The following is a 15,331-nucleotide window of genomic DNA, read 5'->3' on the forward strand; positions in this document are numbered from 1 at the left end:
AATTCGCGTCACACTTCGGCGCCGAAAACCGCCGCTCGGCAAATCGGCGCGGTCTTGCCTCAAATCAACCTTTGACCGGCACCCAAATCTCCACCACCCCATTGCCCGTCATCGGATCGAACCGCTCGTCGTAGCGCTCGAAGTCCGGCGCGTCGGCGGCCTTGAATTCCGAATTCGGCAGCCACTGGCTCAAAATCGTGTTCCAGGTGCGCCGAATCGTCGTGATATGTCCGCGATGAGAAAACACCGCATAGCGCTGCGCCGCAATCCGCACCCGCGCAAACTCGGCAGGCAGCCGCCCGAAGTCCGAGACTTCGACGCCGCAGATGTAATCGAAATTGCCGGTGCCGTCGCCGTTGCAGCACACGCCGTAAGCCATGTTTCCGACCTGGCCCGGCAAAGTGCCGATATGCGGCCCAAAGCGCTGCCACTGCGCAGGAATGCCGGCGGTCGTCTCGCAGGCGTAGCGCTCGCCTAGTCCCGCGATCAGCAATGCCTTCGCGTCTTCGAAACGCGGCGGTTCCAGGTGGGTGATGAGGTCGTCGTCCATTCTGATCGGCTCCACGAGTTCAAGGTTATCGATGCGGCGCTGTGCGCGAACCTGCTCGGGCGTGAGCCCGAACTGCTCGCGAAACGCGCGCGTGAATGCCTCGTGAGAACCGTAGCCCGCTTCGAGCGCGACGGAGAGGATGTCCGGTGCGCCGCTCGACAGCGACTTCGCCGCGACGCTCAGCCGGCGCGCGCGCACGTAGCGCATGATCGAATGTCCCGTCGCGACGCCGAAGGCCCGCGACAGATGAAAGCGCGACACGCACCCGGCGCTGGCGATGTCGTCAAGCGAGATGTCGCGGGAAAAGTGACTTTCGATAAACCACAGGGCGCGGCCGACGGGGTTCATACGGTTCCTGGTGAGGGCATGACTGTTTTATATCCGCAACGCGAGCCGCGAGTTTGATCGGCCTTGCTAATTCCAAATGCCGACGGGGCTGACCAAATCGATTCGGTCAGCCCCGCCTTTTACTGCACTGCGGCCTTGAAGCGTTAGACGTCAGGCCTTATGCCGCTGCTGCAACGCACGAATCCGCCCCATCGCCGGTTGATCGGCCGTCGCCGCCTCGTACATCTTCGCGAGATCTCCCTTCAACGCCGTGCGCGAATTGCCGTCGAGATACACCATATGCCCCGACGGATAAAACCGCGCCGACAAGTTCGCGCGCACCTGCTGCTCGATCAGCGGCATCTGCTGCAGATCGAGCACCGTCTGATAGAACGGCGTGACGAAATCGTAGAAGCCGTTCGCCGACAGCACCTTCAAGTCGACGTTCAGCGCCATCACCGCCGCCAAATCACCTGCCGTGTAGAGAATCACATTGCCCTGCGCGTCGACGCCCTTTTGCGCACCGGTCGGATCGATGTGGCTGAAATTCCAGTTCGCGAACGCCTGGTTGTTCAGATCGGTGAACGCCGAGTTCGACGTGTACTTCAACTGCTCGTTCAGGTACGAATTCCACATCGCCGTGTAGACGCCCGTGACCGCCGTCATCGTCGGGTCGTTGCCGCCCGAGTTCGGATCGATCTTGCCCGCGATGCCCGTCTCGATGCCGGTCACGCGGCCGTCGTACTCGCCGAGCGCCTGGCCCTTCGACTTGAGCAGCGTCGTCAGGAACAGCGAGTTGCCGCGGCTGTCGTAGCCGGCGATGTCGAGGCTCCACGCGATCAGCGTCGTCTTGTCGATGCCCGTGAATTCGCTGAGCTTTTCGACGGTGGCGTCGTCGGTCTGCGGGAATTTCTGCAGCGCTTGCAGATAGTCGCTGCGCGCGAACTGCGCGACTTCCTCGGCGAAATCGCCGAGGTTGGTCGGCGTCGGCGAGACGCCGAGCTTCTTGTGATACCAGGCATCGGCGGCGGCGGTCGGCAGCGCGCCCACCGGGTTGCCCGCCTGCGTGTAGTCGAGGATCGACGATTGCAGCGTGACGCCGTTCAAATCGACACCGTCCTCATGCAGCATGTACGCGAGCACGCAACTGCGCGCCGTGCCGTATGACTCGCCGAACAGGAACTTCGGCGAATTCCAGCGGTTGTTCTTCGTCAGGAACCGCTTGATGAACTGCTTGATCGAGACCGCGTCCGGATCGGTGCCCCAGAAGTCGATGTTCTTGTTGGGCGCGACCGCCGCCGAATAGCCCGTGCCGACCGGGTTGATGAACACCAGATCGCTCTTGTCGAGCAGGCTGTCGGGGTTGTCCTCCATCTGGTACGGCGCGGGCGGCGTGAAGCTCGGCATCGCGGTCTTGATGCGGCGCGGCGCGAACGAGCCGAGCAGCACGAACACCGCCGACGAGCCCGGCCCGCCGTTATAGAAAAACGTGACCGGCCGCGTCTCTTCCTGCTGGTTGTCTTCGGTGAACGCGACATAGAACATCTTCGCGTTCGGCTGCGAGCTGCTTTCGTCGACGGTGACGAGGTGCCCCGCCGTCGCCGTGTAGGCGATCTTGCGCCCGCCGATCACGACCGAGTGATGCGTGATGGCCGCGCCTTCGCTCGTATCCGTGACCGAATCGTTGGGGCCGTTGCCGTAGGCGACCGGATCGAAGAACGGCTGGTCGCCGTTGGCATTGCCGAGTGCTTGCGCCATCGAAACCACCCCCGGCGTGGGCGAGGCATGCGAGTTATGAGGCGAGTGATGCGATTGCGTGCTGCCGGAACCTGAATCGGTATTCATCATGACCGCTCCATCGATTTCGTTAGCGACGTTTGGCGTCGTTTCAATGTTTAGTTTTGCGGACTGCGTTGACGAACTGCTGCTCCTGCGGACTGCGTTGCTGACTGTCATTGCTGACTGCGGTCTCTCACTACAGCGCCGCGGCCACCTTCTGACCGTTGGGGCTCCCGAGGCCGGTGCAGGCATCCCAGCCGGGCGATGCCACGAAACTGCCGTTGTTTCCCTTTGTAATGTCGTTGAACGCGCTTGTCGCCTGATAGAGCTTCGGATTGACGAAGCCGGCCGGCGTGCCCTTCGCCGCGTTGATGCGCGCAATGAGCGCCGCCCAGAGCGGCGCGACCGCGCTCGTGCCGCCGACCACCGACTGGCTGCCGTCGACCAGCACGACGAAACCGGAATCGGGCGAGGCGTCGCCCGCGACGTCGGGCACGCCGCGATTGGCAAGCTGCGACGCGCCGCCCTTCGTGCGCGTCACCGAGAGCCCTTCCTGCCAGGACGGCAGCGCGAACAGCGTGCTCACGCCGCCGCCCGACGCGCCGCCGGAGGCGCCGTCGTTCCACACGACTTCGCTCTTGATGGTGTTACCCGAGGCGCTGATGCGCGTGCCGCCGCAGGCGAGCACGTACGGGCTCGAGGCGGGAAAATCCACATGATCGGCGCCGTCGCCGACGCCTTCGCTCGACCCGCTGTCGCCCGACGCGGCGCAGATCGTCACGCCGAGCGCCGCTGCTGCTTGCAGCACGCTGTTGAAGGCCTGCGCCGACTGCTGCGTCCACCCCGCTTCCGGCCCGCCCCAGCTGATCGAGATGACCGACGGACGGTTCGTCGTATCGTGCACCGCCTGGTTGACCGCATCGACAAAGCCGGCGTCGCTGTTGGTCGAGAAATAGACGGCGATCGTCGCAGCCGGCGCGATCGCCCCGGCGATTTCGATGTCGAGCGTCACTTCGCCGTCAGGACCGTTCGGATCGCCGCTGGGCGCGTTGCTGCCGCTGTCGACGGACACCGGCACCACCTTGGGCAGCGGCACGCCAAGGCTCGAGAAATACGATTGCAGGTCGCTGCTGTTATAGCCGCCGCCGAGTTCGATGATGCCGATGCATTGGCCGCCGCCGTCGCCGGCCGGGAAGTTGTAGAGCGACGCGATTTGCAGCGGTGTAAACGATTCCGCCGCCGCTTGCGCCGGCTGGAAGCGAGGACGCATCCGGAAATGCGTGCGCGCCTGCGGCCGGTTGTCGAGCCCGAGCACGGCCGTGACGATGCCGTGCAGCTCGTCGGGCAGGTTGATGGTGCCGCTACGGCCGCGATATTGGCCGATCGTGTGGTGCTCGTAGCGCTCGAGCTTGACGTCGAACGCCGCTTCGAATTGGGCGATCGTGCCCGACAGCACGACCGTGCTTTCCGCCGAACTCGCGCGCACGACCGCGAGCCCATGTTGCGCCGCAAAGCCGCGCACCTTGGCGATGTCTTCGGCTGCGGCGCCGAAGCGTTGCGAGAACGCGTCGCGCGCGAGCGGCGCGACGTTTGAACCTTTGCCGATTTCCCCCAGTAACTGGTTTAACGCTGCTTCCGATTGGCGGCGCAGCATTACCACCACGCGTATCTTTTCGCCTGGGTCGCACTGCCCCAAACACTTCGAACCTTCCGCCACCGCTCGTTCACTGCCGGCCAGTGGATGTTTTGCCATGGTTTGACGCTCCTATTCGAGGACTACGCCAAAGCTCCGACAATAGTGCTCGTGCGCAGTTCCTAGATACACGACACAGCGCCCCATGTTCTTGCGCGGCGCGAAAAACGCACCGCCTGAACGATCGGAGTCGCGCGGCCTCGATATCCGTTGGACGAATCACCGCAGCCGATTTGGAAGCCGGCGCGGTGTGCCGCTTTCGGCATATCATGCTGGCGGCGGTTTTTGTCGGCCGACGCCGCCGCGTTACATCCGTTACATGCGGTACCTGAGGCGCGCGTTGCGCGCGCCCATCGAAGAACTCGAGGAAGAATCCATGACCCTGTCCATGTACCAAGCGTCGGTGCCCGTGCTCGTGCGCGGCCTGACCAACCTGAAAACCATTCTCGGCAAGGCCCAGGCGCACGCTGCCGAAAAGCAGATCGACCAAGCGGCGTTCGTCAGCGCCCGCCTCTTCCCGGACATGCTGCCGCTGAACCGTCAGGTGCACATCGCCACCGACACGGCGAAGGGCTGCGTGGCCCGTCTCGCCGGCGTCGAGGCGCCGAAATTCGAAGACGTCGAAGTGACGTTCGACGAGCTGTGTGAACGCATCGACAAGACCATCGCGTATCTGAACGAATTCACGCCCGCGCAGATCGACGGCAGCGAGGAGCGCACCATCGTCCTCAAGATGCGCTCGGGTCCGATCGAGTTCACCGGTTCGAGCTACCTGCTCGGCTTCGTGACGCCCAACTTCTACTTCCACACCACGACCGCGTACGACATCCTGCGCCACAACGGCGTCGAAATCGGCAAGCTCGACTATCTGGGCAAGTCGAACTAAGCACCGAACCCAGCACGAAAGCGGCGCCCCCGGCAGCGGGGCGCCGCTTATCCGTGCACCTTATCCGCGTAATCCACACCCCCTCCCCCTTGAAAAGCCCGGCCGCCGCATTCGTCTTGACCGCATGAAGGCCGCGATGCAAGCAAGCCCGGACCGCGAAGGCGAGCCTCGCAAAAAACGGAATAAACACGCGCGACGCCGTGTTATCCAATCAAGAACTGTGGAATTCAAACGAGGGGGCGCAAATGGACATCATCGACTTGGCGCGTGCTTCGGGCATGCAAGTCATCCTCGACGGCCGGATCGGCAGCGAGATCTACCAAAGCGTGTGCGGCTCGGTGTCCGCGCTCGAACGTTTTGCGGCGGCCGTGCGCCGGGCGTCCGAGAGCGCCCGCAACCCTCGAGCGAAGCGGGCGCCGCGCAAGCCGCGCGGGAAGACGTCCGCGGCTTCGCAAGACACCTCCGTTAGTTCGGATTCCCTATCGATCCGAATTATCCGCTGAGCGGCTTAGGGGCGAACTGCGGGGCCAACCGCGGGGCCAGCAGCGTTCAGTCCAACGACAAGCGCAACGCAAAACCGATCAGCGCGGCGGAGAACGTCCAGCGTTGCAGGGTCTGCGCCAGCGGATGCGAGCGCATCCAGCTCGAGATCCGCGCGGCGCCGAACGCGTAGATCATGTCGAAACACGCGCCAGTCACCACGAGCAGAACGCCCAGTTCGGTCACTTGCAGCGCGACCGGGCCAGCCTCGGGGCGCACGAACTGCGGCAGCAGCACGGAACAGAACAGCAGCGCCTTCGGATTGAGCAGGTTCGTCAGCAAGCCCTTGAAGAACATGGCGCGCAACGGGCTCGCCGAGCGATCGGTTTCGTCGCTGGCCGGTAACGCGAACACCGGCGAGCGGAAAATCTGAATCGCGACGTAGGCCAGATACACCGCGCCGCCATAGCGCACCACTTCATAGAGCCACGGCGCGCTTTGCAGAAGCGCCGCCACGCCGCACGCCGAGAGCGTCACGTGCGTCGCCCGCGAAACGGCCAGCCCGCCCGCCACTTTGAGCCCCGAGCGCGCACCGCGTCCGATGCTGGTTTGCAGCACGAGGGCCATGTCCGGCCCCGGCACCGCAAACACGACGACCAACGCAGCGATATAAACGATCAGCAAATGACTGGAAACCATGACGCGCACCGCAGATGAAGAGGGTTCTAAATAGGGCTCTATCTTGCAATCGACGGCGGAGCGATTTCAGGCCATTTTCAGAGCGTCATCTTGATATTTTGGAGCTTTCCCCTAACCCACCCGGGCTTCACATGGCATAGTGGCGACGCTAATGAACCATGGAGTCTTACCGATGAATCCCGAACAGGCACGAGCCGAAGAAACCCGCGCGATGGAGCGCGTCCTGAACGCCACGCGCCAAGTCCAGACGGCGTTCGCGTCGCTGCAATCGCAATTCCCGCCGCAAGGCGCAGGCAGCCCGTCGCAATTCGCGCTGCAAACGTTCGACGCCGCCTTGCAGGAGCTCGAAGACGCGCAAGCGGCGTTCGACGAAATCCTCGGCGATCTGCTTGACGGCAACCGTTGAGTGAACTAGTTGTGCGCTCGCCTTGAGCGCGCTGGATAAGGACGTCGACGTTGTTATCCGCTCGAGCCTTCGCCCAATTCGGAGGGGGCTGGCGGGGCTGACCGTTAGTTGCGATCGATGACCGCCAATAGAACCTCGCCTCGGCATCTACCCCTAAATATTTCCAAATCTTCGCCGTAATTCCCTCTTGGGCCCCGCTCGACACCGGGCGGACCTTTACAAAATAAATGGCTTACGAGGGTTTTCATGCGCATTACAAAATTCGCGGCCTGCGCCGCGATGGCCTCCTTTTGCTTTTCGTCCGCGGCGCACGCCGCACTTGGAGGTAGCCCCTCCACCCCCGCCAACCTCCACCCCACCGCTTCGGCCAGCGTCGCGACACAAGCCGCGTCAGGCTACACGGTCGATGTCACGACCTTCAGCGATGGCCTCGTCGTGCGCGAGTACGTCGCGAGCGGCGCCGTTTTCGCGGTGAGCTGGAGCGGTCCGTCGATGCCCAACCTCACCGAGCTGTTCGGCAGCTACTACGGACCGCTGCAACAAGGCGCGGCCGACTACCGCAAAGCCAACGGCGGTTTGAGCGTGGTCATCGTCAATCAAGCGGGGTTGGTCGCGCAGGTCGGCGGCCGGCCCGGCGCCTTCAGCGGCCACGCCTATCTGCCCAACGCCCTGCCCGCTGGCGTCGCTGCCGGCGCGATTCAATAAGGAGGCGCGGACATGAAGATGACTCGCCTTCTCGCGCCCTTTGCCGCGCTGATCGCGGCGCTCGCTCTGACCGCATGCGGCGGCGGCGGTGGCGGCGGCGGCACGACCGCCAATTCAAGCTCGACCACGTCGACGCCGGCTCCGACGCCCACGCCGGTATTGGCGGGCAACCAGCAAGCCATCACCATCAGCGCGAACCCGTTCACCAACGCGCCCAACGTGCCGATGACGAGCGTGACGATCTGCGTTCCCAACACGACGAACTGCCAGATCATCCCCAACGTACTCGTCGATACCGGCTCGTCGGGACTGCGCCTCCAAGCATCGGTGCTGAACTCGACCATGGCGGCGCTCGCGCCCGCGACGGCGACCGGCGGCGGCTCGCTCGCCGAGTGCGCCGAGTTCGGCAGCGGCTACACGTGGGGTTCGGTCCGCATGCTCGACGTGAAGCTCGCGAGCGAAACGGCGTCGAACATCCCGGTGCAGATCGCCGGCGACTCGGTCGGCCCCGTGCCGGCCAGCAACTGCACCGGCGTGCAGGCCATGGACACGCCCTCGAACATGGGCGCCAACGGCATTCTCGGCATCGGCACGCAAGACGCAGACTGCCCGAGCTGCACGACGAGCACGACCGGCACGCCGTCGTACTACTCGTGCACGTCGTCGTCGACAGCCTGCTCGCCCATCTTGACGCCGGCCGGCTCGCTGGTCGTCAATCCCGTGGCGCACTTCGCGACCGACAACAACGGCGTCGCGCTGCAGCTCCCGGCCGTGGCGACGACCGCGCCATCCATCTCAGGCACGCTGACCTTCGGCATCGGCACGCAGTCGAATAACCAGTTGGGTTCGGCGCAGGTCTTCACGACACAAACCGACACGCACTTCTTCAACTCGACTCTGAACGGCACGTCGACGCCGTTTACGATCGTCGATAGCGGCTCGAACGGCTACTTCGTGGCGAACACCGGGCTCCCGGTTTGCACCGGCACGAACTGGCTGTGTCCCGCGACGACGTGGGTGATGTCGGGGACGGTGCAGGGGGTGAACGGCACCAACGCGGCGGTGAAATTCGATATCGTCAGCGAAGCGACGCTGCACGCGACCGGAGACTGGGTGCAAAATTCGCTCGCCGCCGATTCGACGTCTGCGACCCCGCTCACTGCGACGTTCGGCACCGGCCAGCTCATGGATCTGGGGCTGCCGTTCTTCCTTGGCCGCACGGTGTACACGGCGATTCAGGGCCATTCGACGCCTGGCGGCACTGGGCCTTACGTCGCGTTCTGATAGCGGCGGTTCGTCAACGCGTTGTAGTGCGTTGACTCGCCAAGACGAAAAGGCACGACGACGTCGTGCCTTTTTTCATGGGTTGTCTCGCGCCTCGCGCAAGAAATCAATAACTGGCGACCTCGATGATGGCGTCCGCAAACGCCTTCGGCGCTTCCTGCGGCAAGTTGTGGCCGATGCCGCCCGTGATGGTCCGATGCGTGTATTTGCCCGAGAACTTCTTCGCATACGCCTCCGGCTGCGGATGAGGCGCGCCATTGGCGTCGCCTTCGAGCGTGATCGTCGGCACGGCAATCACCGGCGCCGTGGCGAGACGCTTTTCCAGCTCGTCGTATTGCGGCTCGCCCTCCGCGAGACCCAACCGCCAGCGGTAGTTGTGGATCACGACGGCGACGTGATCCGGATTGTCGAAAGACTTTGCGCTTCGGTCGAAGGTCGCGTCGCTAAAGTTCCATTTCGGCGAGGCCAGTTGCCAGATCAGCTTTGCGAAGTCGTGCCGATTCGCTTCGTAGCCGAGCTTGCCCCGCTCCGTCGCGAAGTAGAACTGATACCACCAAGCCAGCTCCGCCTTCGGCGGCAGCGGCGCCGCATTGGCTGCCTGACTGCCGATCAGATAACCGCTCACCGACACCATCGCCTTGCAACGCTCCGGCCACAACGCCGCGATGATGTTGGCCGTGCGCGCGCCCCAGTCGTAACCGCCGATGATGGCCTTCTGGATTTTCAGCGCATCCATGAACGCGATGATGTCGACGGCGACCACCGACTGCTGACCGTTGCGGACCGTTTCGCTGGAGAGAAAGCGCGTCGTCCCGTAGCCGCGCAGGTACGGAACGATCACGCGATACCCCGCCGCCGCAAGCCGAGGCGCGACATCGGCGTAGCTCTGAATGTCGTACGGCCAGCCATGAAGCAGGAGGACGACCGGGCCATGACTCGGCCCGACTTCCGCATAGCCGATATTCAAAGCGCCGGCGTTGATCTGCTTGATGTCGGTAAACACCGCGTTCGATGTTGATGTATTCGCGTTGCTGGAAGGCTCGCTCGCTTGCGCGGATTGCGCGTGCACGAGCCCGCTCAAGATGGATTCCATCGCACCGACGCTGACGACTGCCGCCCCAAAAAAGCGCCGGCGACGGTTGTTGATCTCGTTCGACATGAGTCGTTCTCCTTGTTGGGTCGGAGTCATTAGACCGTGCGGGCGTATCTGGCTTGTGTCAAGCCAACCGTGCTTGTGAATGGTTTTGTATCCCATCCGGCCCTGGATACATTGCGACACAAAAGGGGCGTGGATGACCGGGTTGACATGCCCATCTCCGCATCCTAATATACAACCATGCTGTACGCATTCAATATTGTTGAATTAGGAGTTCACGTACGGCAGGCATGAGACGTCAAGATTTTTCGGATCGCCATCATTTATTAAGGATTCCTTTCAATGAGCAGCATCTACTTCGAGCGTCGCGAAAAGGTCGGTCACATCGTATTGGCCAATCCTCCGTTGAATCTGATCGCGGCAGATTTCGCCGACGCCCTCGAAAGCGCCGTCCGCGAAGCCAGCAAGACCGACATCCGCTCGCTCCTGATCCGCGCCGAGGGCCCCAACTTCAGTAAGGGCGGCGACGTTCTCGACTTCATCGACAAGGAATTCGATGACTGGAGGACGTTCATCTCGCAGATGCACCACACCTACCGGCAGATCGAGGCACTCCAGATTCCGACCATCGCCGCCGTGCGCGGCGCGGCCTTCGGCGGCGCGTTCGAGCTGGCGCTCGCCTGCGACTTCATCGTCGCCGCCGAAAACGCGACCTTCCAGAACATTGAGGCATCGGTTGGCTCGGCGCCCGTCGCCGGTGGCGTGCAGCGTCTGGCCGAACGCGCGGGACGCGCTTACGCCGCGCGTTACGTGATGCTGAGCGAACCGATGTCGGGCGTCACCGCCGGCCAGCTCGGCGTAGCCGCCTTCGTCGTCGGCGAGGATCAGGTCGAGCGCTTCGCCGAGGATCTCGCCAACAAGCTTTCCAACGGCCCCACGCGCTCGTACAGCGCTATTCGCTCGCTTCTCAAGGCCTGGTCGGGCGGTGGCGTGCCGGCCGCCGATGCACTGATCCTCGACCTCACCATGGGCCTGCACAAGACGGAAGACGCCAGAAAAGGACGCACTGCCCGCGCGGAAGCCGTTGCCCGCGGCGTAGAACCGGCCCCGGTCGTTTTTCTCGGCAAATAAGCCGTGGTTCGGGTCAACAGCCAGAGAGATTGATGAAGACGCCTTCCTATGCGAGCGGAGCGCACACCCCGCAGCTAATCGACAAGACCATCGGCGACGCGTTCGACGACATCGCGATCAAGATGGGCGACCACGTTGCGGTCATCAGCCGGCATGAAGGGATCCAGTTCAGCTACGCCGAACTGCGCGACAAGTCGGACAGCCTCGCGGCTGCGCTTCTCGCGTCTGGGCTCGAGCCGGGCGATCGGATCGGCATCTGGTCGCACACGAATATCGCCTGGCTGCTGATGCAGTTGGCCACCGCGAAGGCCGGCTTGATCCTCGTGAACATCAACCCCGCCTACCAGACTTCGGAACTCGAGCACGCCCTGAACCTCGTCGGCTGCAAGGCCATCGTGACGATGGTTCGATACAAGTCGAGCGAGTATCTGAACATGCTGCGGGAACTCGGCAAAGCCCGGCTGCCAAGCCTCGAAACGATCTGGTGGATCGACGAAGACGGCTGCGCCGACGAACCCGGCGCACGACGATTCTCGGAACTGCTCGCGCTTCCCGGCGCGAACCGCGCTTTGCTCGAGCACGTACGTCGTAACGTGCGCCCGGGCGACGCCGTCAACATTCAGTTCACGAGTGGGACGACGGGGCTTCCAAAAGCCGCAGCGCTCAGTCATCGCAACATCCTGAACAACGGCTTCTTTGTCGGCGAGTGCATGCGGCTCACACACGTAGACAAAGTCTGCGTGCCCGTTCCGATGTACCACTGCTTCGGCATGGTCATGGGCAATCTGGCTTGCCTGACCCACGGCTCGACGATCGTCTACCCGTCGGAGCGGTTCGACGCCGAAGCCGTTCTCGAAGCGGTACAGGCCGAAAGATGCACGGCGCTGCACGGGGTTCCGACCATGTTCATCGCCGCGCTCAATCACCCGCGCTTCGCGCAATTCGATATGAGCAGCCTGCGCACCGGCATCATGGCCGGCTCGCCCTGCCCGATCGAGATCATGAAACGGGTGGTCGACGACATGCATCTGTCCGAGATCACCATCGCTTATGGCATGACGGAAACGAGCCCCGTCAGTTGCCAAAGCATGACGGACACACCAATCGACAAGCGCGTCTCGACGGTCGGCCAGGTCTTGCCTCACCTGGAGATCAAGATCGTCGACCCGGCGACCGGAGAGACCGTCGAGCGCGGCCAGCCCGGGGAACTCTGCACGCGCGGCTACTCGGTCATGCTCGGCTACTGGAACCAGGAGGACAAGACGCGCGAGGCCATCGACGCCGAAGGCTGGATGCACTCAGGCGATCTCGCCACGATGGATGCGGACGGCTACGTCAACATCGTCGGGAGAATCAAGGACATGGTCATTCGCGGCGGCGAGAACCTCTACCCCCGCGAAATCGAAGAGTTTCTCTACACCTGCCCGGGTGTGCTCGACGTGCAAGTGGTCGGCGTGCCGGACCCGCACTTTGGCGAGGAACTCTGCGCATGGATCGTCGCCAAGCCTGAGGCATCGCTGGACGAAACGACTGTGCGCGGCTTTTGCAAGGGACGGATTGCGCATTACAAGGTCCCCAAGTACATCCGGTTCGTCGACTCGTTTCCGACTACGGTGACGGGAAAAATCCAGAAATTCCGGATCCGGCAAATCATGAGCGAGGCGCTCGATCTGAAGGAACAACAGACTGCGTGACGCGCGTCGATAGCGAAACCGCACTGATCCCATTCCCCTATTTTCCGGAGTATTCCGATGGCAGAAGTCGATCTGCAAACCGTGTATTTGGTCGCAAAGGATGTCGGCCGGCTGGAAACATTCTACGCGCAGGCCCTCGGCTTGCCGGTCCAGTTTCGCGACGAGAACAAGTGGACTCAATTCCGTCAGCACCGCAGCGCGTTCGCGTTGAGTTCCGCGGAGGAAGCGGCGACGGGGGCCGTCGGCGCCGTGCCCGTCTTCCAGGTTGCGGGCGAAGCCCGGGAAGAACTGCAGCAAAAGATCCTGTCCGCCGGCGGCCAGCTGCTTGCACAGCGGGACATGGGAAGCCATGGCGTCGTCGCCACTTACAAGGACCCTGAAGAAAACGTCTTTCAGGTATTCAGCAAGTCTTCCGCGCGCTAAGCCGGAAGTCCGCTCAATTCTCTATATTGGAACGTCGATGAAGTTCGGCATCTTTGATCAGAACGACCGCAACGGCCTGCCTATCAATAAGCAGTACGAAGACAGGCTGCAACTCATCGAGCTTTACGACAAGCTCGGTTTCCACGGCTATCACATGTCGGAGCACCATTCGACACCGCTGAGCGCCTGCCCGTCGCAAAGCGTGTTTCTTGCCGCCGCCGCGCAGCGGACCAAGAAACTGCGCCTGTCTCCGCTCGTCTATATTCTTCCGATCCATCACCCCGTGCGCCTTGCCGAAGAGATCTGCATGCTCGATCACCTCAGCAACGGCCGCCTCGAATATGGCGTCGGCCGGGGCGCCTCGCCCCACGAGATCGAAGCGCTCGGCATCGATCCGGCTACGGCTCAGGCCCGATACATCGAGGCTTATGAAATCATCAAGCGGTTCTTGAGCTCGGATACCCTCGACTACCAAGGGGCGTTCTGGCAATTCAAGGACATGCCGATCGAACTCAAGCCGCTGCAGACTCCGCCTCCGACCTGGTACGCACTGGCTTCGCCGGAGTCGACGGTGTGGCCCGCGCAGGAAAAGATGAACATCGTGTGCGGCGGCCCGATCCAGCGCGTCAAGGCGATCACCGATCGATATCGCGAGGAGTTTGCCAAGCGGCATGCGTCGGACGCCGAGCCGCTGATGGGAGTGAATCGCTACATCGTCGTTGCGGAAACGGATCAGGAAGCCTTGGAAATCGGCAAGCGCGCATGGTCGGTTTTCTATCCGAACTTCTTCAAGCTCTGGAAGAAGCACGGCACGGAGCCGGTCAATCAAAAACTTCCGTCGACGTTCGAGCCGCTCATCGAATCGGGCCTCGCGGTCGTGGGCCGTCCCGAAACCGTGCGCGAAAAGCTTCTGGAGCAGGCGCACAACGGCGGGTTCAACTACTTGATCGGATCGTTCATGTTCGGCGACATGTCCGTTGCCGAAGCGAAGACGTCGATCGGCCTCTTCCACGAGAACGTCATGCCGGCCTTCGGCGAGTCGCTTAAGGAAAAGGTCCTGGCATGAACGCAAGACCTCCGTCGGACCACGACCGCCCGGCCATTACGACGTTCGACAAACGCCAACTGAGGGACGTGCTGGGGTCGTTCGTCACCGGCGTCACCGTGATCACCACGCGCGATGCCGAAGGGAAAATGCACGGCCTCACGGCCAACTCGTTCTCGTCGGTCTCGCTGGATCCGCCCCTCGTCTTGTGGAGCCAGGCAACCTCCGCCGGAAGCCATCCGGCGTTTAGGGATGCAGAGCGATTTACCATCAACATCCTGGCCGAAGATCAATACGACGTCGCCAATCACTTTGCAGCCCGCTCGCCTGACAAGTTCTCGGGCATCGACTACGACTTGGGGGTCGACGGGCTGCCGCTATTGCGCCACTGCAGCGCCTGGCTCGAGTGCAAGGTGGTCTCGCGCTATCCGGGCGGCGATCATGTGATCTTCGTCGGATCGGTGGATTGCATACGCCAGAGCGCGAAGCGGCCCCTCGTCTTCGGCGGCGGGCAGTATCTGGTCGCCGACCCGCACGACCTCGGCCACGCGCCGGTCGGAACTGCGGGAGCGATGAAATCGCAGCCCCATGCCGTCCGGCTCGCGAGCCGCACCATGCTGCGGCTGGCTCAAGCCCTCGACAAGACGCTTGCGCTCGTCGCCTGGGGCAATCACGGTCCCACGGTCATCGCCTGGCAAGCCGCGGCGACGCCCGTGGCTGCCGATCTGCCGCTGGGGCTCGTGCTGCCCGTGACGTCGTCGGCTTCGGGATTGGCGCTGGCGGCCTTTCTTCCGCCCGAAGCCATCGACCGGTTCGTGACGGCGGAGCTGCGCGACAACGAGCGCCGAGCACCGGACGACCTGCCTCTCACCGCGGAATCGCTCGCCAGCGTATTGGAAACCGTCAAGACCTCGCATGTCGCGACGCGGCGCCCCGGCCCGTTCTACGACGACCGCGTGCTCGCCAACGCCATCAGCGTGCCGATTCTTTCGCCGAACGGGATGGCCGTGCTGGCGCTGACGGCGATCGGTCCCGCCGAGCAATTCGATGCCGCTCCAGACGGTCCTTGTGCGGAAGCCCTCAAGGCCGCTGCGAACGAAATCTCCGCTGCCTTGAGCGCAGCGTGAAACGGG

At 63.1% G+C, this 15,331-nt stretch carries 15 protein-coding genes; 10 read left to right on the top strand and 5 right to left on the bottom strand.

Annotated features, from left to right (window positions below; genetic code table 11):
- Positions 1-64: 64 nt before the first annotated feature.
- The 3 genes from AAHK20_RS17045 to AAHK20_RS17055 form a co-directional block, all read right to left on the bottom strand.
- Positions 65-898: a GyrI-like domain-containing protein gene (locus AAHK20_RS17045; RefSeq protein WP_449182660.1), complete on the bottom strand. Its 834-nt coding sequence runs from the start codon at positions 896-898 to the stop codon at positions 65-67.
- Positions 899-1,048: 150 nt separating this feature from the next.
- Positions 1,049-2,725, bottom strand: a complete 1,677-nt coding sequence (locus AAHK20_RS17050) for a S10 family peptidase (protein ID WP_449182661.1) — start codon at positions 2,723-2,725, stop codon at positions 1,049-1,051.
- 127 nt (positions 2,726-2,852) lie between these two features.
- Positions 2,853-4,409, bottom strand: coding sequence for a S53 family peptidase (locus tag AAHK20_RS17055; RefSeq protein WP_449182662.1), 1,557 nt, complete (start codon positions 4,407-4,409; stop codon positions 2,853-2,855).
- A gap of 316 nt (positions 4,410-4,725) precedes the next feature.
- Between AAHK20_RS17055 and AAHK20_RS17060 the strand changes: the two genes are divergently transcribed.
- Together AAHK20_RS17060 and AAHK20_RS17065 are read left to right on the top strand one after the other, a co-directional pair.
- Positions 4,726-5,235 carry a DUF1993 domain-containing protein gene (locus tag AAHK20_RS17060; protein WP_449182663.1) on the top strand — a complete coding sequence of 170 codons (510 nt, stop codon included), beginning with the start codon at positions 4,726-4,728 and terminating at the stop codon, positions 5,233-5,235.
- 245 nt (positions 5,236-5,480) lie between these two features.
- A complete protein-coding gene (locus AAHK20_RS17065; protein ID WP_449182664.1) occupies positions 5,481-5,738 on the top strand; it encodes a hypothetical protein in 258 nt (85 codons plus the stop codon).
- Positions 5,739-5,784: 46 nt separating this feature from the next.
- Here AAHK20_RS17065 and AAHK20_RS17070 read toward each other — a convergent pair whose 3' ends face one another.
- Positions 5,785-6,414 (bottom strand): LysE family translocator, encoded by a 630-nt coding sequence (locus tag AAHK20_RS17070; RefSeq protein WP_449182665.1) that lies wholly within the window; start codon positions 6,412-6,414, stop codon positions 5,785-5,787.
- 172 nt (positions 6,415-6,586) lie between these two features.
- On the opposite strand from AAHK20_RS17070, the gene AAHK20_RS17075 reads away from it, so the two are divergent.
- The 3 genes from AAHK20_RS17075 (at position 6,587) to AAHK20_RS17085 (ending at position 8,809) form a co-directional block, all read left to right on the top strand.
- On the top strand, positions 6,587-6,820 hold the full coding sequence (locus AAHK20_RS17075) for a hypothetical protein (protein ID WP_449182666.1): 234 nt from the start codon (positions 6,587-6,589) through the stop codon (positions 6,818-6,820).
- 246 nt (positions 6,821-7,066) lie between these two features.
- Positions 7,067-7,525, top strand: coding sequence for a DUF2844 domain-containing protein (locus tag AAHK20_RS17080; RefSeq protein WP_449182667.1), 459 nt, complete (start codon positions 7,067-7,069; stop codon positions 7,523-7,525).
- Positions 7,526-7,537: 12 nt separating this feature from the next.
- Positions 7,538-8,809, top strand: a complete 1,272-nt coding sequence (locus tag AAHK20_RS17085; RefSeq protein WP_449182668.1) for a DUF3443 family protein — start codon at positions 7,538-7,540, stop codon at positions 8,807-8,809.
- A gap of 106 nt (positions 8,810-8,915) precedes the next feature.
- On the opposite strand, the gene AAHK20_RS17090 is transcribed toward AAHK20_RS17085, so the two are convergent.
- The gene (locus tag AAHK20_RS17090) at positions 8,916-9,968 is read right to left on the bottom strand and encodes an alpha/beta fold hydrolase (protein WP_449182669.1); all 1,053 of its coding nucleotides are present in this window, start codon (positions 9,966-9,968) and stop codon (positions 8,916-8,918) included.
- 279 nt (positions 9,969-10,247) lie between these two features.
- Between AAHK20_RS17090 and AAHK20_RS17095 the strand changes: the two genes are divergently transcribed.
- The 5 genes from AAHK20_RS17095 to AAHK20_RS17115 are packed head-to-tail and all read left to right on the top strand — an operon-like array spanning position 10,248 to position 15,325.
- Positions 10,248-11,036, top strand: a complete 789-nt coding sequence (locus AAHK20_RS17095) for an enoyl-CoA hydratase/isomerase family protein (protein ID WP_449182670.1) — start codon at positions 10,248-10,250, stop codon at positions 11,034-11,036.
- A 32-nt stretch (positions 11,037-11,068) separates the two neighbouring features.
- The gene (locus tag AAHK20_RS17100; RefSeq protein ID WP_449182671.1) at positions 11,069-12,730 is read left to right on the top strand and encodes an AMP-binding protein; all 1,662 of its coding nucleotides are present in this window, start codon (positions 11,069-11,071) and stop codon (positions 12,728-12,730) included.
- 57 nt (positions 12,731-12,787) lie between these two features.
- Positions 12,788-13,153, top strand: coding sequence for a VOC family protein (locus tag AAHK20_RS17105; protein WP_449182672.1), 366 nt, complete (start codon positions 12,788-12,790; stop codon positions 13,151-13,153).
- A 37-nt stretch (positions 13,154-13,190) separates the two neighbouring features.
- On the top strand, positions 13,191-14,219 hold the full coding sequence (locus tag AAHK20_RS17110; protein ID WP_449182673.1) for an LLM class flavin-dependent oxidoreductase: 1,029 nt from the start codon (positions 13,191-13,193) through the stop codon (positions 14,217-14,219).
- A complete protein-coding gene (locus AAHK20_RS17115) occupies positions 14,216-15,325 on the top strand; it encodes a flavin reductase (RefSeq protein ID WP_449182674.1) in 1,110 nt (369 codons plus the stop codon). Before AAHK20_RS17110 ends, AAHK20_RS17115 begins: the two co-directional genes overlap by 4 nt.
- Positions 15,326-15,331 lie beyond the last annotated feature (6 nt).

It is taken from the genome of Trinickia camelliae (assembly GCF_053525655.1).

What these genes read in the sequence shown, in the direction of transcription:
- AAHK20_RS17055 (WP_449182662.1), bottom strand. Translation starts at nt 4,409, where the DNA reads ATGGCAAAACATCCACTGGCCGGCAGTGAACGAGCGGTGGCGGAAGGT.
- AAHK20_RS17060 (WP_449182663.1), top strand. Translation starts at nt 4,726, where the DNA reads ATGACCCTGTCCATGTACCAAGCGTCGGTGCCCGTGCTCGTGCGCGGC.
- AAHK20_RS17070 (WP_449182665.1), bottom strand. Translation starts at nt 6,414, where the DNA reads ATGGTTTCCAGTCATTTGCTGATCGTTTATATCGCTGCGTTGGTCGTC.
- AAHK20_RS17075 (WP_449182666.1), top strand. Translation starts at nt 6,587, where the DNA reads ATGAATCCCGAACAGGCACGAGCCGAAGAAACCCGCGCGATGGAGCGC.
- AAHK20_RS17045 (WP_449182660.1), bottom strand. Translation starts at nt 898, where the DNA reads ATGAACCCCGTCGGCCGCGCCCTGTGGTTTATCGAAAGTCACTTTTCC.
- AAHK20_RS17100 (WP_449182671.1), top strand. Translation starts at nt 11,069, where the DNA reads ATGAAGACGCCTTCCTATGCGAGCGGAGCGCACACCCCGCAGCTAATC.
- AAHK20_RS17050 (WP_449182661.1), bottom strand. Translation starts at nt 2,725, where the DNA reads ATGATGAATACCGATTCAGGTTCCGGCAGCACGCAATCGCATCACTCG.
- AAHK20_RS17085 (WP_449182668.1), top strand. Translation starts at nt 7,538, where the DNA reads ATGAAGATGACTCGCCTTCTCGCGCCCTTTGCCGCGCTGATCGCGGCG.
- AAHK20_RS17095 (WP_449182670.1), top strand. Translation starts at nt 10,248, where the DNA reads ATGAGCAGCATCTACTTCGAGCGTCGCGAAAAGGTCGGTCACATCGTA.
- AAHK20_RS17115 (WP_449182674.1), top strand. Translation starts at nt 14,216, where the DNA reads ATGAACGCAAGACCTCCGTCGGACCACGACCGCCCGGCCATTACGACG.
- AAHK20_RS17110 (WP_449182673.1), top strand. Translation starts at nt 13,191, where the DNA reads ATGAAGTTCGGCATCTTTGATCAGAACGACCGCAACGGCCTGCCTATC.
- AAHK20_RS17090 (WP_449182669.1), bottom strand. Translation starts at nt 9,968, where the DNA reads ATGTCGAACGAGATCAACAACCGTCGCCGGCGCTTTTTTGGGGCGGCA.
- AAHK20_RS17105 (WP_449182672.1), top strand. Translation starts at nt 12,788, where the DNA reads ATGGCAGAAGTCGATCTGCAAACCGTGTATTTGGTCGCAAAGGATGTC.
- AAHK20_RS17080 (WP_449182667.1), top strand. Translation starts at nt 7,067, where the DNA reads ATGCGCATTACAAAATTCGCGGCCTGCGCCGCGATGGCCTCCTTTTGC.
- AAHK20_RS17065 (WP_449182664.1), top strand. Translation starts at nt 5,481, where the DNA reads ATGGACATCATCGACTTGGCGCGTGCTTCGGGCATGCAAGTCATCCTC.